We start from the raw sequence: 19,337 nt of genomic DNA, 5'->3' as shown, positions 1-19,337 counted from the left end.
GGCCGGGGGGCGCTTCGCTGTTCAGCCTCCCGGGGGCGGCCGACGCCCCTGAACCCGCACCTCGTGTCCGTCGGCGGTGACGGCCAGGCCGTGGCCGGCGACGCGGGGCCCGCCCGCGCGGATCCATTGCCGGTGGGCCGCGGCCACCTCGTCCCAGAGGCGGCGCGGCCCGTGCTGCCGTACGGAAAAGGCGGCGGTCCGCCGACCGTCGTGGTCCACGGACGCCCATGACGTCGCGGCGTCGTCGGCCGGCCAGAGGCGGGTGTGTACCTCGTCCGTCGCGGTGTCCCAGGAATGCCGCACATCGGGCACCCGAAGACCGACGGCGAACCGCGCGTCGAGGTCGCCGCCCGCCACGGCCCACGGAGAGAGCGCCGTTTCGGACCGGCCGGGCCGCTGCCCGTCGCGCACGAGATCGCGGTCGAGGACCGTCTCCGCCCGCTGGCCGCGCATCACCATGTACGAGCCGTAGCCCCCGAACCGGCCGTCGGCGGTGCCGTCCGGGCGGCGGGTCAGGACCAGCGTGCCGTACGTGATCCAGCTGGTGCTCCACGGTACGACGAGGCGGGCACCGGGCCGCGTCTGCGCGAGCCAGGCCGCGGGGACGGCCCGTACGGAGCAGGTGGCGATGATCCGGTCGTACGGGGCGGCAGCGGCGTGGCCCAGCGCTCCGTCGCCGGTGACGACGGTGGGCGTGCGCCCCGCGGTCTTGAGGGCGGCGCGGGCGGTGTCGGCGAGCGCGGAATCGATCTCGACGCTCACCACATGACCGTCCCCGAGCCGGTGGGCGAGCAGCGCGGCGTGGTACCCGGTCCCGGTCCCGGTCTCCAGCACCCGCTGCCCGTCGGCGATCCCGGCCTCCTCCAGCATGCGCAGCACCGTGGCGGGCGCGGAGGCCGACGACGTGGGCTCCTGGAACCCGTCGGCGTCCTCCTTGATCCGCGTCACGAGCGGCGCGTCGCTGAACGCCGCCGCACCCCAGCGCTCCGGCTCCACCGCGCGGTCGCAGAGCGCATAGCCCCCGTTTCCGTCCCGGAGCCGGATCCGGTCCGGCAGGGACCGGTCGCGGGGCACCGCGCGTACGGCGTCGGCCCCGGACGGGGCGACCGGGTGGCCGAGGGTGTCGGCTACTTGGGCGAGGAGGGTTTTGGGGGAGGGAAGCAACGAGGGGAAGGGAGAGGAGGCAGGGGAAGGGGCGGGGGAGGACGTGGGGGTCACCCCTCGTCCGGCTCGGGCCGGGGCGCGGGTGGTGGAACCGGCCGGCCCGGCTGCTGCCCGTCATCGCCGATCGGGCTCCGGTGCTTCACGTCCATGGCTCCCCCGGTGGTCGCGGTGGGCGTTGCGGACGCTAGCGGAGCGTACGGCTCCGGTGCGAGGGCGCATGTCCCGCGCACCGGCGCGTGTGATCGTTCCGGGAGCGGTCGGCGTGCGCCGTCATCGCGCCGGTGCGGAGGGTGCGCGGCCGGGTACCCGGTTGACCGGAGCGCCGCCGTCCGCCCCGTGCGGCGGGTGTGCCGGAGTGGCGTGTCCGTGGTCCGGGAAGGCGGCAGGCGGACGATCATGTTGGAGAAACGAACGCCGCATCAGCAACGTACGAAGGAGTGCCCGCTATGTCGAAACCCCCGCTGCCGCGCGAGGCGGTCGCGATGCTGGAGAAGCCCAACCCGTCGGTCATCACGACCCTGCGGTCGGACGGCCAGCCCGTCTCCACGGCGACCTGGTACCTCTGGGACGACGGCCGCGTGCTGGTCAACATGGACGAGGGCCGTAGGCGCCTGCAGCACCTGCGCAACGACCCCCGGGTGACACTCACCGTCCTCGACGGGGACAGCTGGTACACCCACATCAGCCTCATCGGCCGCGTCACCGAGTTCCGCGACGACGAGGGCCTCAAGGACATCGACCGGCTGGCCCGGCACTATCTCGGCGATTCCTACCCGCAGCGTGACCGCGCTCGCGTCAGCGCCTGGATCGAGATCGACCGCTGGCACGGCTGGGGCAGCCACAAGGACAGCAACCAGGCCGGCTGATCGGTGGCGTACGGAAGGCCCGACGCGTGGACGTCCTCTTCCCGGGGTGCCGGGGAGAGGACGTTCTTCGTTTTGGCGTTCACGCGGGCAGGTTTCGCGGGTTCAGGATTCACGCGTGCGGGTTTCGCGCGTGCGGGTTTTGCGCGTTCAGGGTTCACGCTTTCAGGGCTCACGGCGTTTTGAATGCGTGAACGTGTCGGTTCAGGCCGCGAGTTCGTACGCTTCCAGCCGTTTGATCATACGGCGTACCACCAGCAGCGGAATGACGCCGAAGACGCCGAACGACATGTCGATCAGCTGCCAGTAGAAGGGAATTCCGCGTATCGGGCCGCAGATGAGGGCCAGTGGAATGATTCCCGCACACGCGATGACACCGAAGTCGATGACCCAGATGTTGCGCACCGGATCCCGGAACGGGCCGTAGAACGCCACCGCGATGACCAGGTGGGCGAACGCCAGCCAGTCCGTTCCGTACAGCATGAACGGATACTTCGCGTCGGTGGCCTCCAGCCCCTCCCGGGCCCTGCCGATCCACTCCGCCAGTCCCGGCAGCCGGTCGGCGATCGGCGACGCGTCGGAGCGCAGCAGTTCATCGGCCCACCGGATTTCGGTGACGAGCGGAAAAGCCGTCAGTCCGCTCAGCACGAGACCGACGATGAAAACAATCAACCAGATACGAATGCGGCGCCGAAGCGCTTCACGCCCCTCCATGATCGGGAGCGTACGCCTGTGTGTGAAGGGCCTCGGCGTCGGGGTCGGGTTGGCGTCCTGCGGTCGTCCTGGCCGTCATTTCCCGGTGATCGCACGGTGGTTGGCGATGCCGCAGCCCGCCGGGAAAGGAGAGGAATTGCGTGCGGCGTACGGAATGCGCGGCGGGCGCCCGCGGCGAAGAGTCACAGCGGAGCCCCGGTGTCGATCAGCGCACGGGCGCCCTGGCTGAGGAGTTCGGTCGCGGCGTGCGCGCCGAGCGCGGCCGGATCGTGCGGCGCGTCGCTGTGCAGGTGCACCTGCGCGAACGCGGTGCCGTCAGGGGAGAAGACCTTGCCGCGCAAGGAGAGCCGCCCGCCGGGGCCGGTGACGCAGTACCCCGCGATGGGGCTGTTGCAGTGGCCGCGCAGCCCCTGGAGCATCACGCGCTCGGCGGTCGCCTCCGTGAGCGTGCGCTCGTGGTTGAGCTGTTCCAGCAGCGCGGCGAGGGAGGTGTCGTGACGGCGGCACTCCAGGGACAGGACGCCGGCGCCGACGGCCGGCAGCAGTTCGTCCACTTCGAAGAGCTGCGTCGCCCGGTGGGTCAGGCCCAGCCGGGCCAGGCCGGCACTGGCCAGGACCAGCGCGTCCAGTTCGGCGTGCGGGTGCGCGGGCGGGTGCGAATGCGCGTGCGGGCGTCCATGCGTATGAGAAGGCGTCTGTGCGTGCTTCTGCGTCGGCGTCTGCGTCCGCGTCTGCGTATGCATCTGCGCGTGTGCGTCCCGTCCGCCGTCCAAGAGGTCCAGGCGGGTGCCGACGGCGCCGCGTACGGGCACGATCCGCAGGTCGGGGCGGATCCGCAGGAGCTGGGCCCGGCGGCGTACGGACGCGGTGCCGATCCGGGCGCCGGGCGGCAGGTCGTCGAGGCGGCGCACACCCGAGTGCTCGGGGACGACCAGCGCGTCCCGGACGTCGGCGCGCTCCAGATGCGCGGCGACGACCAGCCCTTCACGGAGCGGCACATCGCCGGGGACGTCCTTGAGGCAGTGCAGCGCGAGGTCGATGTCGCCGCTCTGCAGCCGTGCGTCCAGGGCCTTGACGAACAGGCCCTTGCCGCCGGTGCCGGACAGATCACCGTGCCAGAGGCCGGACTCGCTCTGGACCGGGACGGTCACGATGCGCAGCCGCGGGTCGAGCGCGTGCAGCAGCCGGGTGACATGGGCGGTCTGGGCGAGGGCCATGGGGCTCGTACGGGTGCCGATGCGCAGCTCGCGGGCGGGGGGATCGGCGCTCACGGAGGTCTCCGTTCGGTGCGTCTCGGGCGGTGGCCGCCGACGGGCGGTGATCACTGAGTGCAGCGTAGGAGACACGGGGCGACGGGCCGGGGAGATGCGGGGCCGTGCTGGTGTACGAGGTGGGGGCGGGCGGGCCGCGGCCGTGGGACCGTCTGGATGCGGGGTGGGCGGCCCCGGGCGAAAATACCGGGAAGACCGAGATCGGTGGGGACGGGGCCGGATGTACGGCTCCGTCGATCCGTTCGCGTTCGCGCCGGTCGCGCCCCGGTGCGCCCTCCCGTTGGACGGTCGCGCCCGTCTAGCGTCGACCGGAGGAGGCAGCCATGGCTAGGCACGACTTCTTCGCCCGGCTCGGCATATCCCCGGTCCGGCTGGTGACCGGGGCCGCGGTCGGGGGGCTGTGGTGGTGGGCCGTGCTGAGGCTGACGCTGTGGCCGGGCACGGCGGGGATCGTCGAGGGGACGGTGGCGGCGGGGGGCTGGGGGCTGAGCCTGCTGCCGGTGCACTGCGTGCCATGGGCGGAGTCGGGGCGGAGGGGCAGCGGTGAAGGGGGCGGCCGGGGGATCGGACGCGCCAGGGGGCTGCTGAGCAAGTCGGCCGCCAGGGCTGCGCGGCGGTGGCGCAGGTGATGGTGGGGTGAGGCGGGGCGGTGAGGGGGAGCGATGGAACGGGGGCGGTGGAATGGGAGCGACGGAGCGGGGGCGGTGGGGTCTCGCAGTCACCCGGTCGGCGCAGTGGGCGTTGGCGTGTCCGCGTCCTCCGGCTGGCAGGCGGGGCACCAGTAGGTGACGCGTTCCTGGGTAGCCGGGCCTTGTTCTCCCGTACGGATCGGTGTGCCGCAGCGGAAGCACGGGCGGCCGCCGCGGCCGTACACCCACTGGCGGCGGTCCGGGCGGGCACTCGGTGTCGTGACGCGGGCGAGGCGGTCCTTGTTGGCCTCCAGGAGCTTCTTCGCGAGGGTGGTCGCGCGCTCCGGAGCGGGCAGCCGGCCGATGGGCAGCCACGGGGACGCCCGCAGCAGGAAGCACAGCTCGCACTTGAAGACATTGCCGATGCCGGCCAGGTTCCGCTGGTCGAGCAGCGCCTCGCCGAGCGGGCGGGCGGGGTCGGCGAGCAGGCGCCGCAGCGCCTCGTCCGCGTCCCAGTCGGGGCCCAGCAGGTCCGGGCCCAGGTGGCCCACGGCGTCGCTCTCGTCGGCGGTGCGCAGGAGTTCCAGTACGGGCAGGCGGTAGCCGACGGCGGTGCGGTCGGCCGTGGCGAGGACCGCGCGGATCTGGTGGCCGGGGCCGCCGCGCCAGCGCTCGGCCGGGGTGTAGATCTTCCAGGCGCCGTCCATGCGCAGGTGTGAGTGGAGGGTCAGGCCGCCCTCGACCCGGGTGAGGAGGTGCTTGCCGCGCGGGACCACCTCCAGGACCGTACGGCCGGCCAGATCGGTGGTGGCGAGCTTGGGCACGCGCAGGTCGGTCCGGGTCAGCTGCTTGCCGGCCAGCGCTTCGTGGAGGCGGCGGGCGGTGCGCCAGACGGTGTCGCCTTCGGGCATGGGGCCATTGTGCCGGGGGCGGGCCGAAGCCCGCCGGTCGGCCGCTCCTCAAGGACGCAGTCGGAACCCCCTTGGCGTGGGATGGAAGCCGGCTGCCTCCAGGGCAGGGGCGAGCGGGGCGGTGAGGGCCGCGGCTCCGTTGACGCGCTCCACGGTGATCGTGCCGAGGGCGCCGGCCCGCGCGGCGTCGGCGAGCGCTTCGAGGGCGAGCCGCAGGCGCGTACCTGCGGGGGAGCCGGGGTCGGAGGTGCCCGCTTCACCGGACTGCGCCCATGCCAGCAGGGTTTTGCCGCCGCGCTCCATGTAAAGCGTCAGCTCGCCGTCGACGAGGACGACGAGGGAGCCCGCCTTGCGGCCCGGCTTGTGGGTCGAGCCGTCCGGCGGCTCGGGCCAGGACAGGGCGGCTCCGTACGCGTTCGCCGGGTCGGCGGCGGCGAGGACCAGCGCCCGCTGCGGCCCGGTCGTACGGCGGCCGCCCGGGGCCTCCTGGGGATACTCGTCGGCGGTGCGCTCCCGGCTGGTGTTGACCGCGCGCAGCCGGTCGACCGCGCCGTCCATGGCGAACTGCGCGGCGCCCAGCCCCTCGACCACATAGCCGCGCCGGGCCTGGCCGGTCTCCTCGAAGGCGGCCAGGACCCGGTACGCGGCCGAGAAGCCGCCCTCGACCCCCTCGGCGGCGACGGCGCCGCGGGTGACGACGCCGTGCCGGTCCAGGAGCGTGCGTGCCAGGGCGTGGGCGCGGTGGGTGGGCTCCGGTTCGGGGGCGGGGAGCAGGGACCAGCGGCCGGCGACGGTCGGCGGCCCGGACCGGGAGGCGGTGGGGCGGCCGGTGCGGCCGGTGGCCGCGGTCAGGGTGCCGTACCGGCCGCGGGGGACTGCGCGCTTGGCCCGGTGGGCGGTGGAACCGGACGTACGCCCGGAGCCGAGGAGCGCGCGCAGCGGGGCGAGGGTGTCGTTGGTGAGCCGGCCGGACCAGGCCAGGTCCCACAGGACGTCGGCGAGTTGCGGGTCGGTGCACTCGGGGTGGGTGGTGGCGCGGACCTGGTCGGCGAGCTGGCGGAAGAAGAGGCCGTAGCCGGGGGCGAGGGCCTGGAGGACGGACTGGTGCAGGGGGGACAGCTCCAGCGGGTGCGGTGGCGGCAGGAGCAGCGGAGCGGTGTCGGCGAGGTAGAGGGAGATCCAGCCGTCCTTGCCGGGGAGCGCGCCCGCGCCGGCCCACAGCACCTCGCCGGTGGAGGTCAGCTCGTCAAGGAGCGCCGGGGCGTAGTCGCCGACGCGGGAGGGCAGCACCAGCTTTTCGAGGGCGGAGGCGGGCACGGCCGCGCCCTGCAACTGCTCGACGGCGCGGACCACGCCGTCGATGCCGCGCAGACCGTACGACCCGCCGCGCTGTGCCCCCGCTCCGTACGGCGCCTTGGGCGTCAGGGGCCCGACCTGCTGCCACTGCGGGAGGAAGGACGCCAGGGCGGCGGGCGGTACGGGCTCCAGCTCGTGCCGGAGCGCGGCCAGGGAGCGGCGGCGCAGGCGGCGGAGGACTTGGGCGTCGCACCATTCCTGGCCGATTCCGGAGGGGTGGAATTCGCCCTGGACCACGCGGCCTGCTGAGGCCAGCCGTTGCAGTGCGCCGTCCGTGACGGCCGTGCCGAGGCCGAAGCGGGCGGCGGCCTGGTCGGAGGTGAACGGACCGTGCGTACGGGCATATCGGGACAGGAGGTCGCCGAGGGGGTCCTTGACGGGCTCGGTGAAGGACTCGGGGACACCCACGGGCAGAGCCGTGCCCAGGGCGTCGCGCAGTCGGCCCGCGTCCTCGACGGCGGCCCAGTGGTCCTGGCCCGCGATGCGGACGGTGATGGCCCGGCGGGCCGACGCCAGCTCCCGTACCCACGCGGGATCGGCGCCGCGCTCGGACAACTCGGCGTCGGTGAGCGGGCCGAGCATCCGCAGCAGGTCGGCGACGCCCTCGGCGTCCTTGACCCGGCGGTCCTCCGTCCGCCACTGCAGCTCGCTCTCCAGCTCGGCCAGGACATCGGCGTCGAGCAGTTCGCGCAGCTCGGCCTGGCCGAGCAGCTCGGCCAGCAGCCGGGAGTCCAGGGAGAGGGCGGCGGCCCGGCGCTCGGCGAGCGGGGAGTCGCCCTCGTACAGGAACTGGGCCACATAGCCGAACAGCAGGGAGCGGGCGAAGGGGGACGGCTCGGGCGTGGTGACCTCGACGAGGCGGACCCGGCGGGCCTCGATGTCGCCCATCAGCTCCGTCAGGCCCGGTACGTCGAAGACGTCCTGGAGGCATTCGCGGACGGCCTCCAGCACGATCGGGAACGACCCGAACTCGCCCGCCACCTGGAGGAGCTGGGAGGCGCGCTGGCGCTGCTGCCACAGGGGCGTGCGCTTGCCGGGGTTGCGGCGGGGCAGCAGCAGGGCGCGGGCCGCGCACTCGCGGAACCGGGAGGCGAACAGGGCCGAGCCGCCCACCTGGTCCGTGACGACCTGGTCGACCTCGCCCTTGTCGAAGACCACGTCGGCGGCGCCCACCGGGGACTGCTCGGGGTCGTACTCCATGCCGCGGGCCGCCGGGTCGAAGTCGCCGGTGTCGCTGTCGAGCAGGTCCAGGCCCATCAGGTCGGCGTCCGGCAGGCGCAGCACGATGCCGTCGTCGGCGTGCATGACCTGCGCGTCCATGCCGTAGCGCTCGGCGAGGCGGGCGCCGAGGGCCAGCGCCCAGGGGGCGTGCACCTGCGCGCCGAACGGGGAGTGCACCACCACCCGCCAGTCGCCCAGCTCGTCGCGGAAGCGCTCGACGACGATCGTGCGGTCGTCCGGCACATGGCCGCAGCTCTGCTTCTGCTCGGCGAGGTACGACAGGACGTTGCCCGTCGCCCAGTCGTCCAGTCCGGCGGCGGCCAGCCGCGCGCGGGCGGCCTCCGGGTCGAGCGAGCCGATCTCGCGGAGGAACGCGCCCAGGGCGCGGCCCAGTTCGAGGGGGCGGCCGAGCTGGTCGCCCTTCCAGAAGGGCAGCCGGCCGGGGACCCCGGGGGCGGGGGAGACCAGCACCCGGTCGCGGGTGATGTCCTCGATGCGCCAGGAGGTCGTACCGAGCGTGAAGACATCGCCGACGCGGGACTCGTAGACCATCTCCTCGTCCAGCTCCCCGACCCGGCCGCCTCCCTTCTTCGGGTCGGCACCGGCGAGGAAGACACCGAAGAGGCCCCGGTCGGGGATCGTGCCGCCGGACGTGACGGCCAGCCGCTGCGCGCCGGGGCGGCCGGTGACCGTCTGCGCCACCCGGTCCCACACGACCCGGGGGCGCAGCTCGGCGAAGGCGTCGGACGGATAGCGGCCCGCGAGCATGTCCAGGACGCCGTTGAACGCCGACTCGGGCAGCGACGCGAAGGAGGCGGAGCGGCGGACCAGGGCCAGCAGCTCCGTCACGTCCCAGGTGTCCATCGACACCATCGCGACCAGCTGCTGGGCCAGCACGTCCAGCGGGTTGGCCGGGACGCGCAGCGACTCGATGGAGCCCGCCCGCATCCGTTCCGTGACGACCGCGGCCTGCACCAGGTCGCCGCGGTACTTGGGGAAGACCACGCCCCGGGACACCGCGCCGACCTGGTGGCCCGCGCGGCCGACCCGCTGGAGGCCGGAGGCGACCGACGGCGGGGACTCGACCTGCACGACCAGGTCGACCGCGCCCATGTCGATACCCAGCTCCAGGCTGGACGTGGCGACCACGGCCGGCAGCCGGCCCGCCTTCAGGTCCTCCTCCACCTGGGCGCGCTGCTCCTTGGACACCGAGCCGTGGTGGGCGCGGGCCAGCAGCGCGGGCGCCCCCTTGGCGGCGCCCGACTCGGCCATCAGCTCGGCGGGGGAGTGGTCCTCGGGCAGCGCCTCGCCGGTGGCGCGTTCGTAGGCGATCTCGTTCAGCCGGTTGCACAGGCGCTCGGCGAGACGGCGGGAGTTGGCGAAGACGATCGTCGAGCGGTGGGCCTGCACCAGGTCGGCGATCTTCTCCTCGACATGCGGCCAGATGGAGGGCTTCTCGCCGGTGTCGCCCTCCTGGACGGGGGAGCCGCCCAGCTCGCCCAGGTCTTCCACGGGAACCACGACCGACAGGTCGAACTCCTTGCCGGACGGCGGCTGGACGATCTCCACCCGGCGCTGCGGTGACAGATACCGGGCGACCTCCTCCACCGGGCGCACCGTCGCCGACAGTCCGATACGGCGGGCCGGGCGCTCCAGCAGGTGGTCCAGCCGCTCCAGGGAGAGCGCGAGGTGGGCGCCGCGCTTCGTGCCCGCGACGGCGTGCACCTCGTCCACGATCACCGTCTCGACGCCTTCGAGTGCCTCCCGGGCCGAGGAGGTGAGCATGAGGAACAGCGACTCGGGGGTGGTGATGAGGATGTCCGGCGGCCGGGTGGCGATCGCGCGGCGCTCGGCGGCCGGGGTGTCGCCGGAGCGGATGCCCACCCGGATGTCGGGCTCGGGCAGCCCCTGGCGGACGGATTCCTGGCGGATGCCGGTGAGCGGGCTGCGCAGGTTGCGCTCGACGTCGACCGCGAGGGCCTTCAGCGGGGAGACGTACAGCACGCGGCAGCGCTTCTTCGGCTCGGCGGGCGGCGGGACGCTCGCGAGCCGGTCGAGCGAGGCGAGGAAGGCGGCCAGGGTCTTGCCGGAGCCGGTCGGCGCGACCACCAGCACGTCCGACCCCGCGCCGATGGCCCGCCAGGCGCCCTCCTGCGCGGCGGTGGGCGCGCGGAACGCCCCCGTGAACCAGTCGCGGGTCGCGGGGGAGAACGAGTCGAGCGCTGCCGTGGCCATGTCCCCCATCGTGCAACGGACCACTGACAATCGGCGGCGTCCCGCCTCTCACCAGCGGTGATGTCGGCGGCCGCACCGTCCACGACCCGGACGCCCGGGCGGTGGCGGGCCACGCCGGAGCACAATGGCGCCATGATCGGCAGCGGGACGGGGGACGCGCGCGGCCCGGACGGCGCGGCGGCGCCGGACACGGAGGCCCGGGCCGGCGGGGACCCGACGACGACTCCCTCGGCCCGGAAGGGCGGTGAGTGGGCCCGGCACTGGCAGTACGCCGGGCTGCCCGGCCTGGACCTGCTGCGCGCCCGCTATGTCCGGCACGCCTTCCCCCGCCACTCCCACGAGGGCTACGTCCTGGGCGCCGTCACCGGCGGTGTCGAGCGGGTCGGACTGCCGGACGGCGCCGTGGACGCCGGGCACGGCGGCATCATCATGATCAACCCGGAGGTGCCGCACACCGCGCAGGCCGGCGCACCCGAGGGCTGGGCCTATTCCACGCTCTACCCCGCCCGGCAGCTCGTCGCCGACATCGCCGCCGAGACGACCGGCCTGGCCGGCACCGCCGGTTTCACCGAGGCCTTCGTGGCCGACCCGGAAGCCGTACGCCTGGTCAACGGCGTGCACCGTGCCGCCGAGGAGGGCAACGCGCTGGCCGCCGACAGCCTGCTGCGCGTCGTGATCGCCCGGCTGCTGCGGCGCCACGGCGGCCCGCTGCCGGCCCGTATTCCCGCCGCGGCCGGGGCGCGCACCGCCGAACACGCCAGAGCCCTCCTGGAATCCCGGCTCATATCGCCGCCCTCCCTGGAGCACCTGGCACGGGAACTGGGCACCAGCCCGTTCGCCCTGCTGCGGGCCTTCAAGAACGCGTACGGAATGCCGCCGCACGCCTGGCTCACCGACGCCCGCGTACGCCGCGCGCGCCGGCTCCTGGAGGCCGGTACGGCGCCCGCCGAGGCCGCCGTCGCCGTCGGCTTCACCGACCAGCCGCACCTGAACCGGCACTTCACCCGCATCGTGGGCGTACCGCCGGGCGCGTACCGGCGCGAGCGGGCGGGCGGCGCAAGAACGTACAAGACCGCCGGGACGGTGCCTTCCTAAGGTCCCGAACGTGGCACAGCAAACGGAACATCCGGAAACGACACGGCCATCAGGACACGCAGAACCCGACCAGCCGATACCGCGAGCCGAGCCGGTACCGCGCACGGAACACATACCGAGCCCGGCGCCCCCCGCCGGAACCAGACCCCGTTCCGCGGTCGTCAGGGACGCGCTCGGCGTCGGTGTCGCCGTCGGGCTGTCCGGTTTCGCCTTCGGGGTGACCGCGTCCGGCGCGGGGCTCACGGTGTTCCAGGCGTGCGCCCTGAGCCTGCTGGTCTTCACCGGCGCCTCGCAGTTCGCGCTGGTCGGCGCGCTGGCCGCGGGCGGCAACCCGTTCACCGCGGCGGCCGGGGCGTTCTTCCTCGGCACCCGCAACGCCTTCTACGGGCTGCGCCTGTCCGGCCTCCTCGGCTACCGGGCGGCGGTCAGACCGTTCGCCGCCCACTGGGTCATCGACGAGACCTCGGCCGTCGCCCTGGCCCAGCCCGACCGGCGCAGCGCGCGCCTGGGCTTCACGGTCACCGGACTGAGCCTGTACGCCCTGTGGAACCTCACCACCCTCGCCGGAGCCATGGGAGCCGAGGCCATGGGCGACACGGCCGCCTGGGGACTGGACGCGGCCGGGCCCGCGGTCTTCGTGGCGCTGCTCGGACCCATGCTCAAGACGGCGGCGGAACGGGCGGCGGCGGGTCTCGGGGCCGTACTCCTCCTGGTCACGCTGCCGCTGCTGCCGGCGGGCGCACCGGTCCTCGTGGCGGCGCTGGCCGCACCGGCCGTCCTCTGGGCGGAGGGCCGCCGGGCCCGTTCACGTACCGGCGGCGAAGCGAGCACCCCGGAGACGGACAAGAGCACACGAGAGGCGGACGCACGATGAACGTCTGGATCGCGATCGGCGTCACCGCCGTCGGCTGCTACCTGGTGAAGTACCTCGGCCTCCTGGTGCCCGCGGGCGCCCTGGAACGGCCGCTCGTCCAGCGTCTGGCCGCCCTGCTGCCGGTGGCCCTGCTCGCCGCGCTCACCGCGCAGGAGACCTTCAGCGACGGACACCACCTGCTGCTGGACGCCAAGGTGGCGGGCGTCGGCGCGGCGGTGGTCGCCCTGCTGCTGCGCGCACCGTTCCTGCTGGTCGTGGCGGTCGCGGTGGTGGTGACGGCGGGCGTGCGAGCGCTGGGCGGGTGACGGCGGGGCGTGACCGGGCGTCCGGCCGCGGTCACTGCCGGCCGGTGAGGCGCCCGTAGGCGCGCAGCGTCAGCAGCGCCTTGAGCGTCACCATCGGGCGGCATTCCAGTGCGGTGCCCGGGGCCCACGTGCGCCAGTTCACGGGCCAGCCGCCGTCCTCCCGCTGGAGGGCGGCGAGGTGGTCCAGCGCCCGGTCCGTCTCGGCGTCCGTGAACCAGCGGCGGGCGAGCGAGTCCGGCGCGGCCGCGTAGTCGTACGCGAAGTGGTGCTCACCGGGCGCGTAACCGGCCGGCACCGGTGTACGGGCCGCCTGCTCCGGCTCCAGGAGGACCAGCCGCTGCGCGCGCACCAGGGACCCCAGGCGCCGCGCGGCGGCCTCGGCGCGCGGCCGGTCCGGCGCGCCCTCCAGGAACGCGAGGGCCGCCTCGACCTCGTACGGATGGGTCCTCTCCAGGGACTCCACCGCCTGCCAGCAGAAGTCCGTGGCCCGGAACAGCCAGGCGTGCCACACCTCGTTGCGGTGCAGCAGACCCACGACGGGCCCGGTGGCCAGCAGAGCGCTCGGCGGGTCGTCGAGCACCGGCAGCCAGGGGGCGGCCGGATAGCCGCGCAACGAGGGGTGCAGCGCGGGCAGCGCCCCCTGCACGGTGGACACCTCGGTCAGATAGCGGCAGATCCGTTCGGCCCGCTGACCGCCGCAGCGCCCGATGCGGTCGAGGACGTACAAGGCGTGCGCGGTGTGCAGCGGCTGGCTGACCGGGCCGCGCAGGTCGGGCTCCAGGGCGTGCCCGTAACCACCGTCCGGATTGGCGTACGCGGCGAGCGCGGCCTCGACGCCGTCCGCACTCCCGCCCAGGAAGTGGTACGCGAAGCGGCGCTGTTCGAGCACCCGGGCAGTGAGCCAGATGAAGCGCTCGGCACGCGCCAGTGAGGTCGGCTGTGGTGCTCCGTTTTCCGCCATGGACCGACGGTAGGGCCGAAGCGGCGGCCCGGCACCGACGCGGGCACGGCTGCACTCTCAGGGGCGGGATACTGGAGGCATGCGGTTGACGGTCTTCTGGGAGCGGATGGCGGAGCACTTCGGCGCGTCCTACGCCGACTCCTTCGCGCGTGATCATGTGATGTCCGGGCTCGGCGGGCGGACCGTCCACGAGGCGCTGGCCGCGGGGTGGGAGGCGAAGGACGTCTGGCGGGTCGTCTGCACGACCATGGACGTCCCGTACGACAAGCGCTGACACGGACGGCCCACGGGGCGGCGGGACGGGAGGGACCCGCACGGACGAGCCGGGCGGGGGCGGACAGCCGTGCCGCGCGGGGCAGAGCGGGACTTGTCAGAGCCGTGCGCGACACTTGGGCCGTGCCAGCGACCGAGAATCCCACCAGCCACGACGACCCGAGACCCGACGGCCCGGCCGCGCGGATGCCGCGGTGGCTGCCCCGCGCCATGGTGCTGGCGCTCGCCCTCGTGGCCTGTTTCCAGCTTGCCAGCTGGGCGTTCCACCAGCTCATCGCGCTGCTGCTGAACGTGCTCATCGCCTTCTTCCTCGCCCTGGCCGTCGAGCCGGCCGTGGACTGGATGGCGGCCCGGGGCATGCGGCGCGGGGCCGCGACCGGCCTGGTCTTCCTCGGCATACTCGTCGGGGCCGCGGGGTTCTTCGCGCTCCTCGGGTCGATGCTCGCGGGCCAGATCGCCACCATGGTCCAGGAGTTCCCGCAGTACCTGGACTCGGTGATCAGCTGGATCAACAGCACCTTCCACAGCCACCTCTCGCGGGTCGAGGTACAGAACAACCTGCTCAGATCGGACTGGCTGCAGAAGTACGTCCAGGACAGCGCCAACAATGTGCTCGCCGTCTCCGCGACCGTCCTGGGCAGCCTGTTCAACCTGCTGACGGTCGCGCTGTTCTCCTTCTACTTCGCCGCCGACGGCCCCCGGCTGCGCCGCGCCCTGTGCTCGGTCCTGCCGCCGTCCCGGCAGACCGAGGTGCTGCGCGCCTGGGAGATCGCGGTCGCCAAGACCGGCGGCTATCTGTACTCGCGCGGCCTGATGGCGCTCATCTCGGGCATCGCGCACTACGTCCTGCTGGAGATCCTGGGCGTCCCGTACGCCCCCGCGCTCGGCATGTGGGTCGGGCTGGTCTCCCAGTTCATCCCGACCATCGGCACCTACCTCGCGGGCGCGCTGCCGATCCTGCTCGCCTTCACCGTCGACCCCTGGTACGCGCTGTGGGTCTTCGCCTTCGTCGTGATCTACCAGCAGTTCGAGAACTACCTGCTCCAGCCGCGCATCACCGCCAGGACCGTGGACATCCACCCGGCCGTCGCCTTCGGCTCGGTGATCGCCGGCACGGCGCTGATGGGCGCGGTCGGCGCGCTGATCGCCATCCCGGCGACCGCGACGCTGCAGGCGTTCCTCGGGGCGTACGTGAAGCGGTACGACGTCACGGACGAGGTACGGGTGATGGGCGGCGGCCGGCGCCGGCGCGCCTCCTCGGCCCTGCGCCGGCTGCGCCGGTCCCTGCACGACGACCCGCCGACCGCGCCGTTGGAGGGGCGCGGAGACGGGGACGGGGACGGGGAAGGCGGGAGCGCCGGTGGCCGCGGCGGGGACGGCGGAGACGGGGATGAGCGGGGCACGGGCGGCAAGGGCGAGTAAGGCGAGCAAGGACGAGTGGGAGAGCGGGCGGAGCAGGCCACCTGCCGTCGGCTCCGCCCGGCTGCCCTCAGCCGCGCACGTCCTTACGGTCCCTTACGGCCTCTTGCCGCCCTCGCCGCTCCTTACGGTGCCCTTGCCGCCCCTTGCCGCCCCTGCCGCCCCTGCCGCCCCTGCCGCCTCCTGCCGCTTCCTGCCGCCGCTTACCGCCCCTCCAGTGCCGCCTTCGGCAGCAGCCGGGCCAGGGGCAGGGCGGCGAGTCGCGCGGGGTGCGCTTGACACCAAAATCGAACGTCTATTCTTATGAGACGTCCGACCCGTGTTTCTGCCCGAGTTCCCGGGAGTTATCCACAGGCCGGAGCCGGGTCCGGGCGCATTGTCAGTGGCAGGCGTTAGCGTCATGGACGTGAAGCGATCGACTCAAGCAAACCGGGTGGAAGCCATGGCAGGCACGGACCGCGAGAAGGCGCTGGACGCCGCGCTCGCACAGATTGAACGGCAATTCGGCAAGGGCGCCGTGATGCGGATGGGAGAGCGCTCGAAGGAGCCCATCGAGGTCATCCCCACCGGGTCGACCGCTCTGGACGTCGCCCTCGGCGTCGGCGGCATCCCCCGCGGCCGTGTGGTGGAGATCTACGGGCCGGAGTCCTCCGGCAAGACGACCCTGACCCTGCACGCGGTGGCGAACGCGCAGAAGGCCGGCGGCTCCGTCGCCTTCATCGACGCCGAGCACGCCCTCGACCCCGAGTACGCCAAGAAGCTGGGCGTGGACACGGACGCGCTGATCCTGTCCCAGCCGGACAACGGCGAGCAGGCCCTGGAGATCGTGGACATGCTGGTCCGCTCCGGCGCGCTCGACCTCATCGTGATCGACTCGGTCGCCGCGCTGGTGCCCCGGGCCGAGATCGAGGGTGAGATGGGCGACTCCCACGTGGGTCTCCAGGCCCGTCTGATGAGCCAGGCGCTGCGGAAGATCACCAGCGCGCTCAACCAGTCCAAGACCACCGCGATCTTCATCAACCAGCTCCGCGAGAAGATCGGTGTGATGTTCGGCTCGCCGGAGACCACGACCGGCGGCCGCGCCCTGAAGTTCTACGCCTCGGTGCGCATCGACATCCGCCGTATCGAGACCCTCAAGGACGGCACCGAAGCGGTCGGCAACCGCACCCGCTGCAAGGTCGTCAAGAACAAGGTCGCCCCGCCCTTCAAGCAGGCCGAGTTCGACATCCTGTACGGCCAGGGCATCAGCCGCGAGGGCGGCCTGATCGACATGGGCGTCGAGCACGGCTTCATCCGCAAGTCGGGCGCTTGGTACACCTACGAGGGCGACCAGCTCGGCCAGGGCAAGGAGAACGCCCGCAACTTCCTCAAGGACAACCCCGACCTCGCCAACGAGGTGGAGAAGAAGATCAAGGAGAAGCTGGGCGTCGGCGTGAAGCCGGAGGACCTGACGGCGGAGCCCGGCGCGGACGCGGCGGGTGCGGCGGCCGGCGCGGAGGCCCCGGCCAAGTCCGTACCGGCACCGGCCGCCAAGAGCGCCAAGGGCTCCAAGGCCGCCGCGGCCAAGAGCTAGTCCATCGTGACGCGGCGAACGGAATGGCCCGAGGACCGCGGCTACGGCCATGGTGACGGCGTCGCTCACGGCGGGGGACGTGACGACGCCGGCCGGAACGGCGGCGGCACCGCCGTCGGTGCCGACAACCGTGGGAAACGCAAGGACGGCGGTGGTCCCTCCTCGTCGAGGGCCGAGGCGGGACCGCCGCGTACGCCCGAGGAGCAGGCGCGGGCCATCTGCCTGCGCCTGCTCACCGGGTCCGCGCGCACACGCAAGCAGCTGGAGGACGCCCTGCGCGAGCGGGGCATCCCCGAGGAGGCGGCGCAGGAGGTGCTGTCCCGCTTCGAGGAGGTGGGGCTGATCGACGACGCGAAGTTCGCGGACGCCTGGGTGGAGTCCCGGCACCACAGCCGCGGCCTGGCCCGCCGCGCGCTCGCCCGCGAGCTCCGTACGAAAGGCGTCGACGCGGCGACGGTCGACGAGGCCCTCGGGCAGCTGGACTCCGAGCAGGAGGAGCGCACGGCCCGCGAACTGGTCGACCGCAAGCTCCGGACGACCCGCGGCCTGGACCGGGGAAAGCGCATCCGCCGCCTCGCGGGCATGCTGGCCCGTAAGGGCTATGCCGAAGGGCTGGCCCTGCGTGTGGTCCGACAGGCACTGGAGGAGGAGGGCGAGGACCCGGAGCTGTTGGGGTATCAGCTGCCGGAGGTGTAAGGGGGTAGAGGGCAGAGGCGTGTCCACCCGCAGCGGGGAGATGCGTGTCCGCCCGTACCGGGAAGATGTCTGTATCCGGGGCAAGCGGAGACTCGGGACCGGGCGGACGTCTGTATCCGGGGGGAAGCGGGGGCTCCGGACCGGGACGGCCGTCTGTACCGGGGGGAAGCGGAGGCTCCGCCCGGGGGAAAACCCCCTGCCGGGACGGAGGTTGGCCGCAATGTGCCGTACCTGTCGTGCGCGGCAGAGTTCAGGCCATGATCTTTCACCGATTCCGTGGCCGGTCCATCCCGCCGGGCACCGCCGCCCTCGCGTCGGGCTGCGCCGCGGTCGTACTGGTCACGGCAACGGCGCCGGCCTTGGCAGCAGCTCCGGCTTCGGCAGCGATGCGTCCGGCAACGCTGACAGCCGCCACGGCAGCCGCCACGGCAGCCACCACGACAGCCGTGACGGCGCGGGCGGACGGACCTGATGCCCTGTCCGGCCCCTGGTACGCCACCTCCCATTCCGCCTACCAGCCCACCTCTCACTCCGCCTCCCAGCCGACCTCTCATTCCACCCACCCCACCCCGGCCGCGCCCGGGCGGCGCCCGGGCGCGGGTTCCGTCGTTTCGGCCACCCTCGTCGCCGACCTGGACGCGAAGCAGGTCGCGGCCCGTCTGGAGAAGGCCGGCATCGACGCGGCCCAGGTCCGCTACGGCGTACGGGCCCACCGCGTCGTCTACCGCACCCGCGGTGTCGACGGCCGGCCCACCACGGCCAGCCAGCTGTTCGCCGTGCCCACGCACGGCAAGCGTGATCTCCAGGTCGTGTCCTGGCTGCACGGCACGACCGTGTACCGGGGCGACGTGGCCTCGGTACACGGCGCGTCCACCGACCGGGCCGCGGCCCTGCTCTTCGCCTCCACCGGCCGGGCCGTGTCCGCGCCGGACTACCTCGGCCTCGGCGTGGGCCCCGGCCCTCATCCGTACGGCGACCCGAAGGCGACCGTCACGGCCTCGGTCGACGCGCTGCGTGCGGCCCGCGCGTTCGCCCGGCAGGACCGCCGCACCCTGGACAGACATGTCCTGGTCAGCGGTTTCTCCCAGGGCGGGCCCGCCACCATGATGGTCGGGCGGGCCCTTCAGCAGGGCGCCGACCCGTACTTCCGCCTGGGTGCGCTCGCGCCGGTCGCCGGGCCCTTCGACCTGAGCGCCTTCGAGGCCGCCGCGGCGGACGACAAGGTGGTCCGGTCGTCGCTCTACCTGGCGTACTTCGCGACCGCGTGGAACCGGCTGTACGGCCTGTACGACACACCGGGGCAGGCGTTCCGCGCCCCGTACGACCAGACGGTGGAAGCCCTCTTCGACGGCGACCACAAGGCGTCCGAGATAGCCGCCGCCCTGCCGACGACCTCCAAGGAACTGTTCACCCCGGAATTCCTCGACACCATCCGCAACCCCACGGGGGAGCTGCGGCAGCGGCTGAACGCCCTGGACACCACCTGCGACTGGCACCCGGACGTACCGGTGCACCTGTACCACGCCACGGGCGACAAGGACGTGGCCTTCGAGAACGCCCGGTACTGTCAGCGCCGGCTGACCGCCAACGGAGCCGTGAACCGGCTCACGGACGTCGGGGACCTCGACCACAACGGGACGGTTCGCGCGGCACTGCCCCTGGTGGTGCGGCAGTTCGACACCGTTCGGCCCTAAGCGGGGGACCGGACGACTGCGCTGGAACGGACGACTGGGCGGGGCTGGACGACTGCGGTAGACCGGACGACCACCCCGGACCG

General features: G+C 73.4%; 16 protein-coding genes. 10 read left to right on the top strand and 6 right to left on the bottom strand.

Features of this window, described 5'->3' with window-relative positions; translation table 11 throughout:
- Window positions 1-21: 21 nt before the first annotated feature.
- Complete coding sequence (locus CP973_RS30725) at window positions 22-1,164, bottom strand: methyltransferase domain-containing protein (protein ID WP_150247123.1); 1,143 nt, start codon at window positions 1,162-1,164, stop codon at window positions 22-24.
- A 446-nt stretch (window positions 1,165-1,610) separates the two neighbouring features.
- On the opposite strand from CP973_RS30725, the gene CP973_RS30720 reads away from it, so the two are divergent.
- The gene (locus tag CP973_RS30720) at window positions 1,611-2,030 is read left to right on the top strand and encodes a PPOX class F420-dependent oxidoreductase (RefSeq protein ID WP_150247122.1); all 420 of its coding nucleotides are present in this window, start codon (window positions 1,611-1,613) and stop codon (window positions 2,028-2,030) included.
- Between the two features lie 201 nt (window positions 2,031-2,231).
- Here CP973_RS30720 and CP973_RS30715 read toward each other — a convergent pair whose 3' ends face one another.
- Together CP973_RS30715 and CP973_RS30710 are read right to left on the bottom strand one after the other, a co-directional pair.
- Window positions 2,232-2,741, bottom strand: a complete 510-nt coding sequence (locus CP973_RS30715) for a hypothetical protein (RefSeq protein WP_150247121.1) — start codon at window positions 2,739-2,741, stop codon at window positions 2,232-2,234.
- Between the two features lie 182 nt (window positions 2,742-2,923).
- The gene (locus CP973_RS30710) at window positions 2,924-4,012 is read right to left on the bottom strand and encodes a hydroxymethylbilane synthase (protein WP_150247120.1); all 1,089 of its coding nucleotides are present in this window, start codon (window positions 4,010-4,012) and stop codon (window positions 2,924-2,926) included.
- 323 nt (window positions 4,013-4,335) lie between these two features.
- Between CP973_RS30710 and CP973_RS30705 the strand changes: the two genes are divergently transcribed.
- Window positions 4,336-4,641 carry a hypothetical protein gene (locus CP973_RS30705; RefSeq protein ID WP_150247119.1) on the top strand — a complete coding sequence of 102 codons (306 nt, stop codon included), beginning with the start codon at window positions 4,336-4,338 and terminating at the stop codon, window positions 4,639-4,641.
- Between the two features lie 89 nt (window positions 4,642-4,730).
- On the opposite strand, the gene CP973_RS30700 is transcribed toward CP973_RS30705, so the two are convergent.
- Together CP973_RS30700 and CP973_RS30695 are read right to left on the bottom strand one after the other, a co-directional pair.
- Window positions 4,731-5,552: an Fpg/Nei family DNA glycosylase gene (locus tag CP973_RS30700; protein WP_150247118.1), complete on the bottom strand. Its 822-nt coding sequence runs from the start codon at window positions 5,550-5,552 to the stop codon at window positions 4,731-4,733.
- 48 nt (window positions 5,553-5,600) lie between these two features.
- Window positions 5,601-10,364 (bottom strand): ATP-dependent helicase, encoded by a 4,764-nt coding sequence (locus tag CP973_RS30695; protein WP_150247117.1) that lies wholly within the window; start codon window positions 10,362-10,364, stop codon window positions 5,601-5,603.
- Window positions 10,365-10,496: 132 nt separating this feature from the next.
- Here CP973_RS30695 and CP973_RS30690 point away from each other — a divergent pair, with 132 nt between their 5' ends.
- The 3 genes from CP973_RS30690 to CP973_RS30680 are packed head-to-tail and all read left to right on the top strand — an operon-like array spanning window position 10,497 to window position 12,638.
- On the top strand, window positions 10,497-11,459 hold the full coding sequence (locus CP973_RS30690; RefSeq protein WP_150247116.1) for an AraC family transcriptional regulator: 963 nt from the start codon (window positions 10,497-10,499) through the stop codon (window positions 11,457-11,459).
- 10 nt (window positions 11,460-11,469) lie between these two features.
- Window positions 11,470-12,333, top strand: coding sequence for an AzlC family ABC transporter permease (locus tag CP973_RS30685; RefSeq protein WP_167538545.1), 864 nt, complete (start codon window positions 11,470-11,472; stop codon window positions 12,331-12,333).
- Window positions 12,330-12,638 carry an AzlD domain-containing protein gene (locus CP973_RS30680; RefSeq protein ID WP_150247115.1) on the top strand — a complete coding sequence of 103 codons (309 nt, stop codon included), beginning with the start codon at window positions 12,330-12,332 and terminating at the stop codon, window positions 12,636-12,638. Before CP973_RS30685 ends, CP973_RS30680 begins: the two co-directional genes overlap by 4 nt.
- A 31-nt stretch (window positions 12,639-12,669) precedes the next feature.
- Here CP973_RS30680 and CP973_RS30675 read toward each other — a convergent pair whose 3' ends face one another.
- Complete coding sequence (locus CP973_RS30675) at window positions 12,670-13,599, bottom strand: hypothetical protein (protein WP_150247114.1); 930 nt, start codon at window positions 13,597-13,599, stop codon at window positions 12,670-12,672.
- 79 nt (window positions 13,600-13,678) lie between these two features.
- Between CP973_RS30675 and CP973_RS30670 the strand changes: the two genes are divergently transcribed.
- From CP973_RS30670 to CP973_RS30640, 5 genes are all read left to right on the top strand, one after another.
- Window positions 13,679-13,873: a DUF3046 domain-containing protein gene (locus CP973_RS30670; RefSeq protein ID WP_150247113.1), complete on the top strand. Its 195-nt coding sequence runs from the start codon at window positions 13,679-13,681 to the stop codon at window positions 13,871-13,873.
- Window positions 13,874-13,995: 122 nt separating this feature from the next.
- Window positions 13,996-15,294 (top strand): AI-2E family transporter, encoded by a 1,299-nt coding sequence (locus CP973_RS30665; protein WP_244410121.1) that lies wholly within the window; start codon window positions 13,996-13,998, stop codon window positions 15,292-15,294.
- 439 nt (window positions 15,295-15,733) lie between these two features.
- Window positions 15,734-16,864, top strand: a complete 1,131-nt coding sequence (gene recA, locus CP973_RS30655) for a recombinase RecA (protein ID WP_030601762.1) — start codon at window positions 15,734-15,736, stop codon at window positions 16,862-16,864.
- Between the two features lie 6 nt (window positions 16,865-16,870).
- Window positions 16,871-17,560 (top strand): recombination regulator RecX, encoded by a 690-nt coding sequence (recX, locus tag CP973_RS30650; protein ID WP_150247112.1) that lies wholly within the window; start codon window positions 16,871-16,873, stop codon window positions 17,558-17,560.
- Window positions 17,561-17,817: 257 nt separating this feature from the next.
- Window positions 17,818-19,254, top strand: coding sequence for a hypothetical protein (locus tag CP973_RS30640; protein WP_244410120.1), 1,437 nt, complete (start codon window positions 17,818-17,820; stop codon window positions 19,252-19,254).
- Window positions 19,255-19,337: the final 83 nt, after the last annotated feature.

The sequence above is a fragment of the Streptomyces albofaciens JCM 4342 genome, assembly GCF_008634025.1.
Classification (GTDB): domain Bacteria; phylum Actinomycetota; class Actinomycetes; order Streptomycetales; family Streptomycetaceae; genus Streptomyces; species Streptomyces albofaciens.
This window is presented reverse-complemented; position numbering and strand designations above follow the sequence as displayed.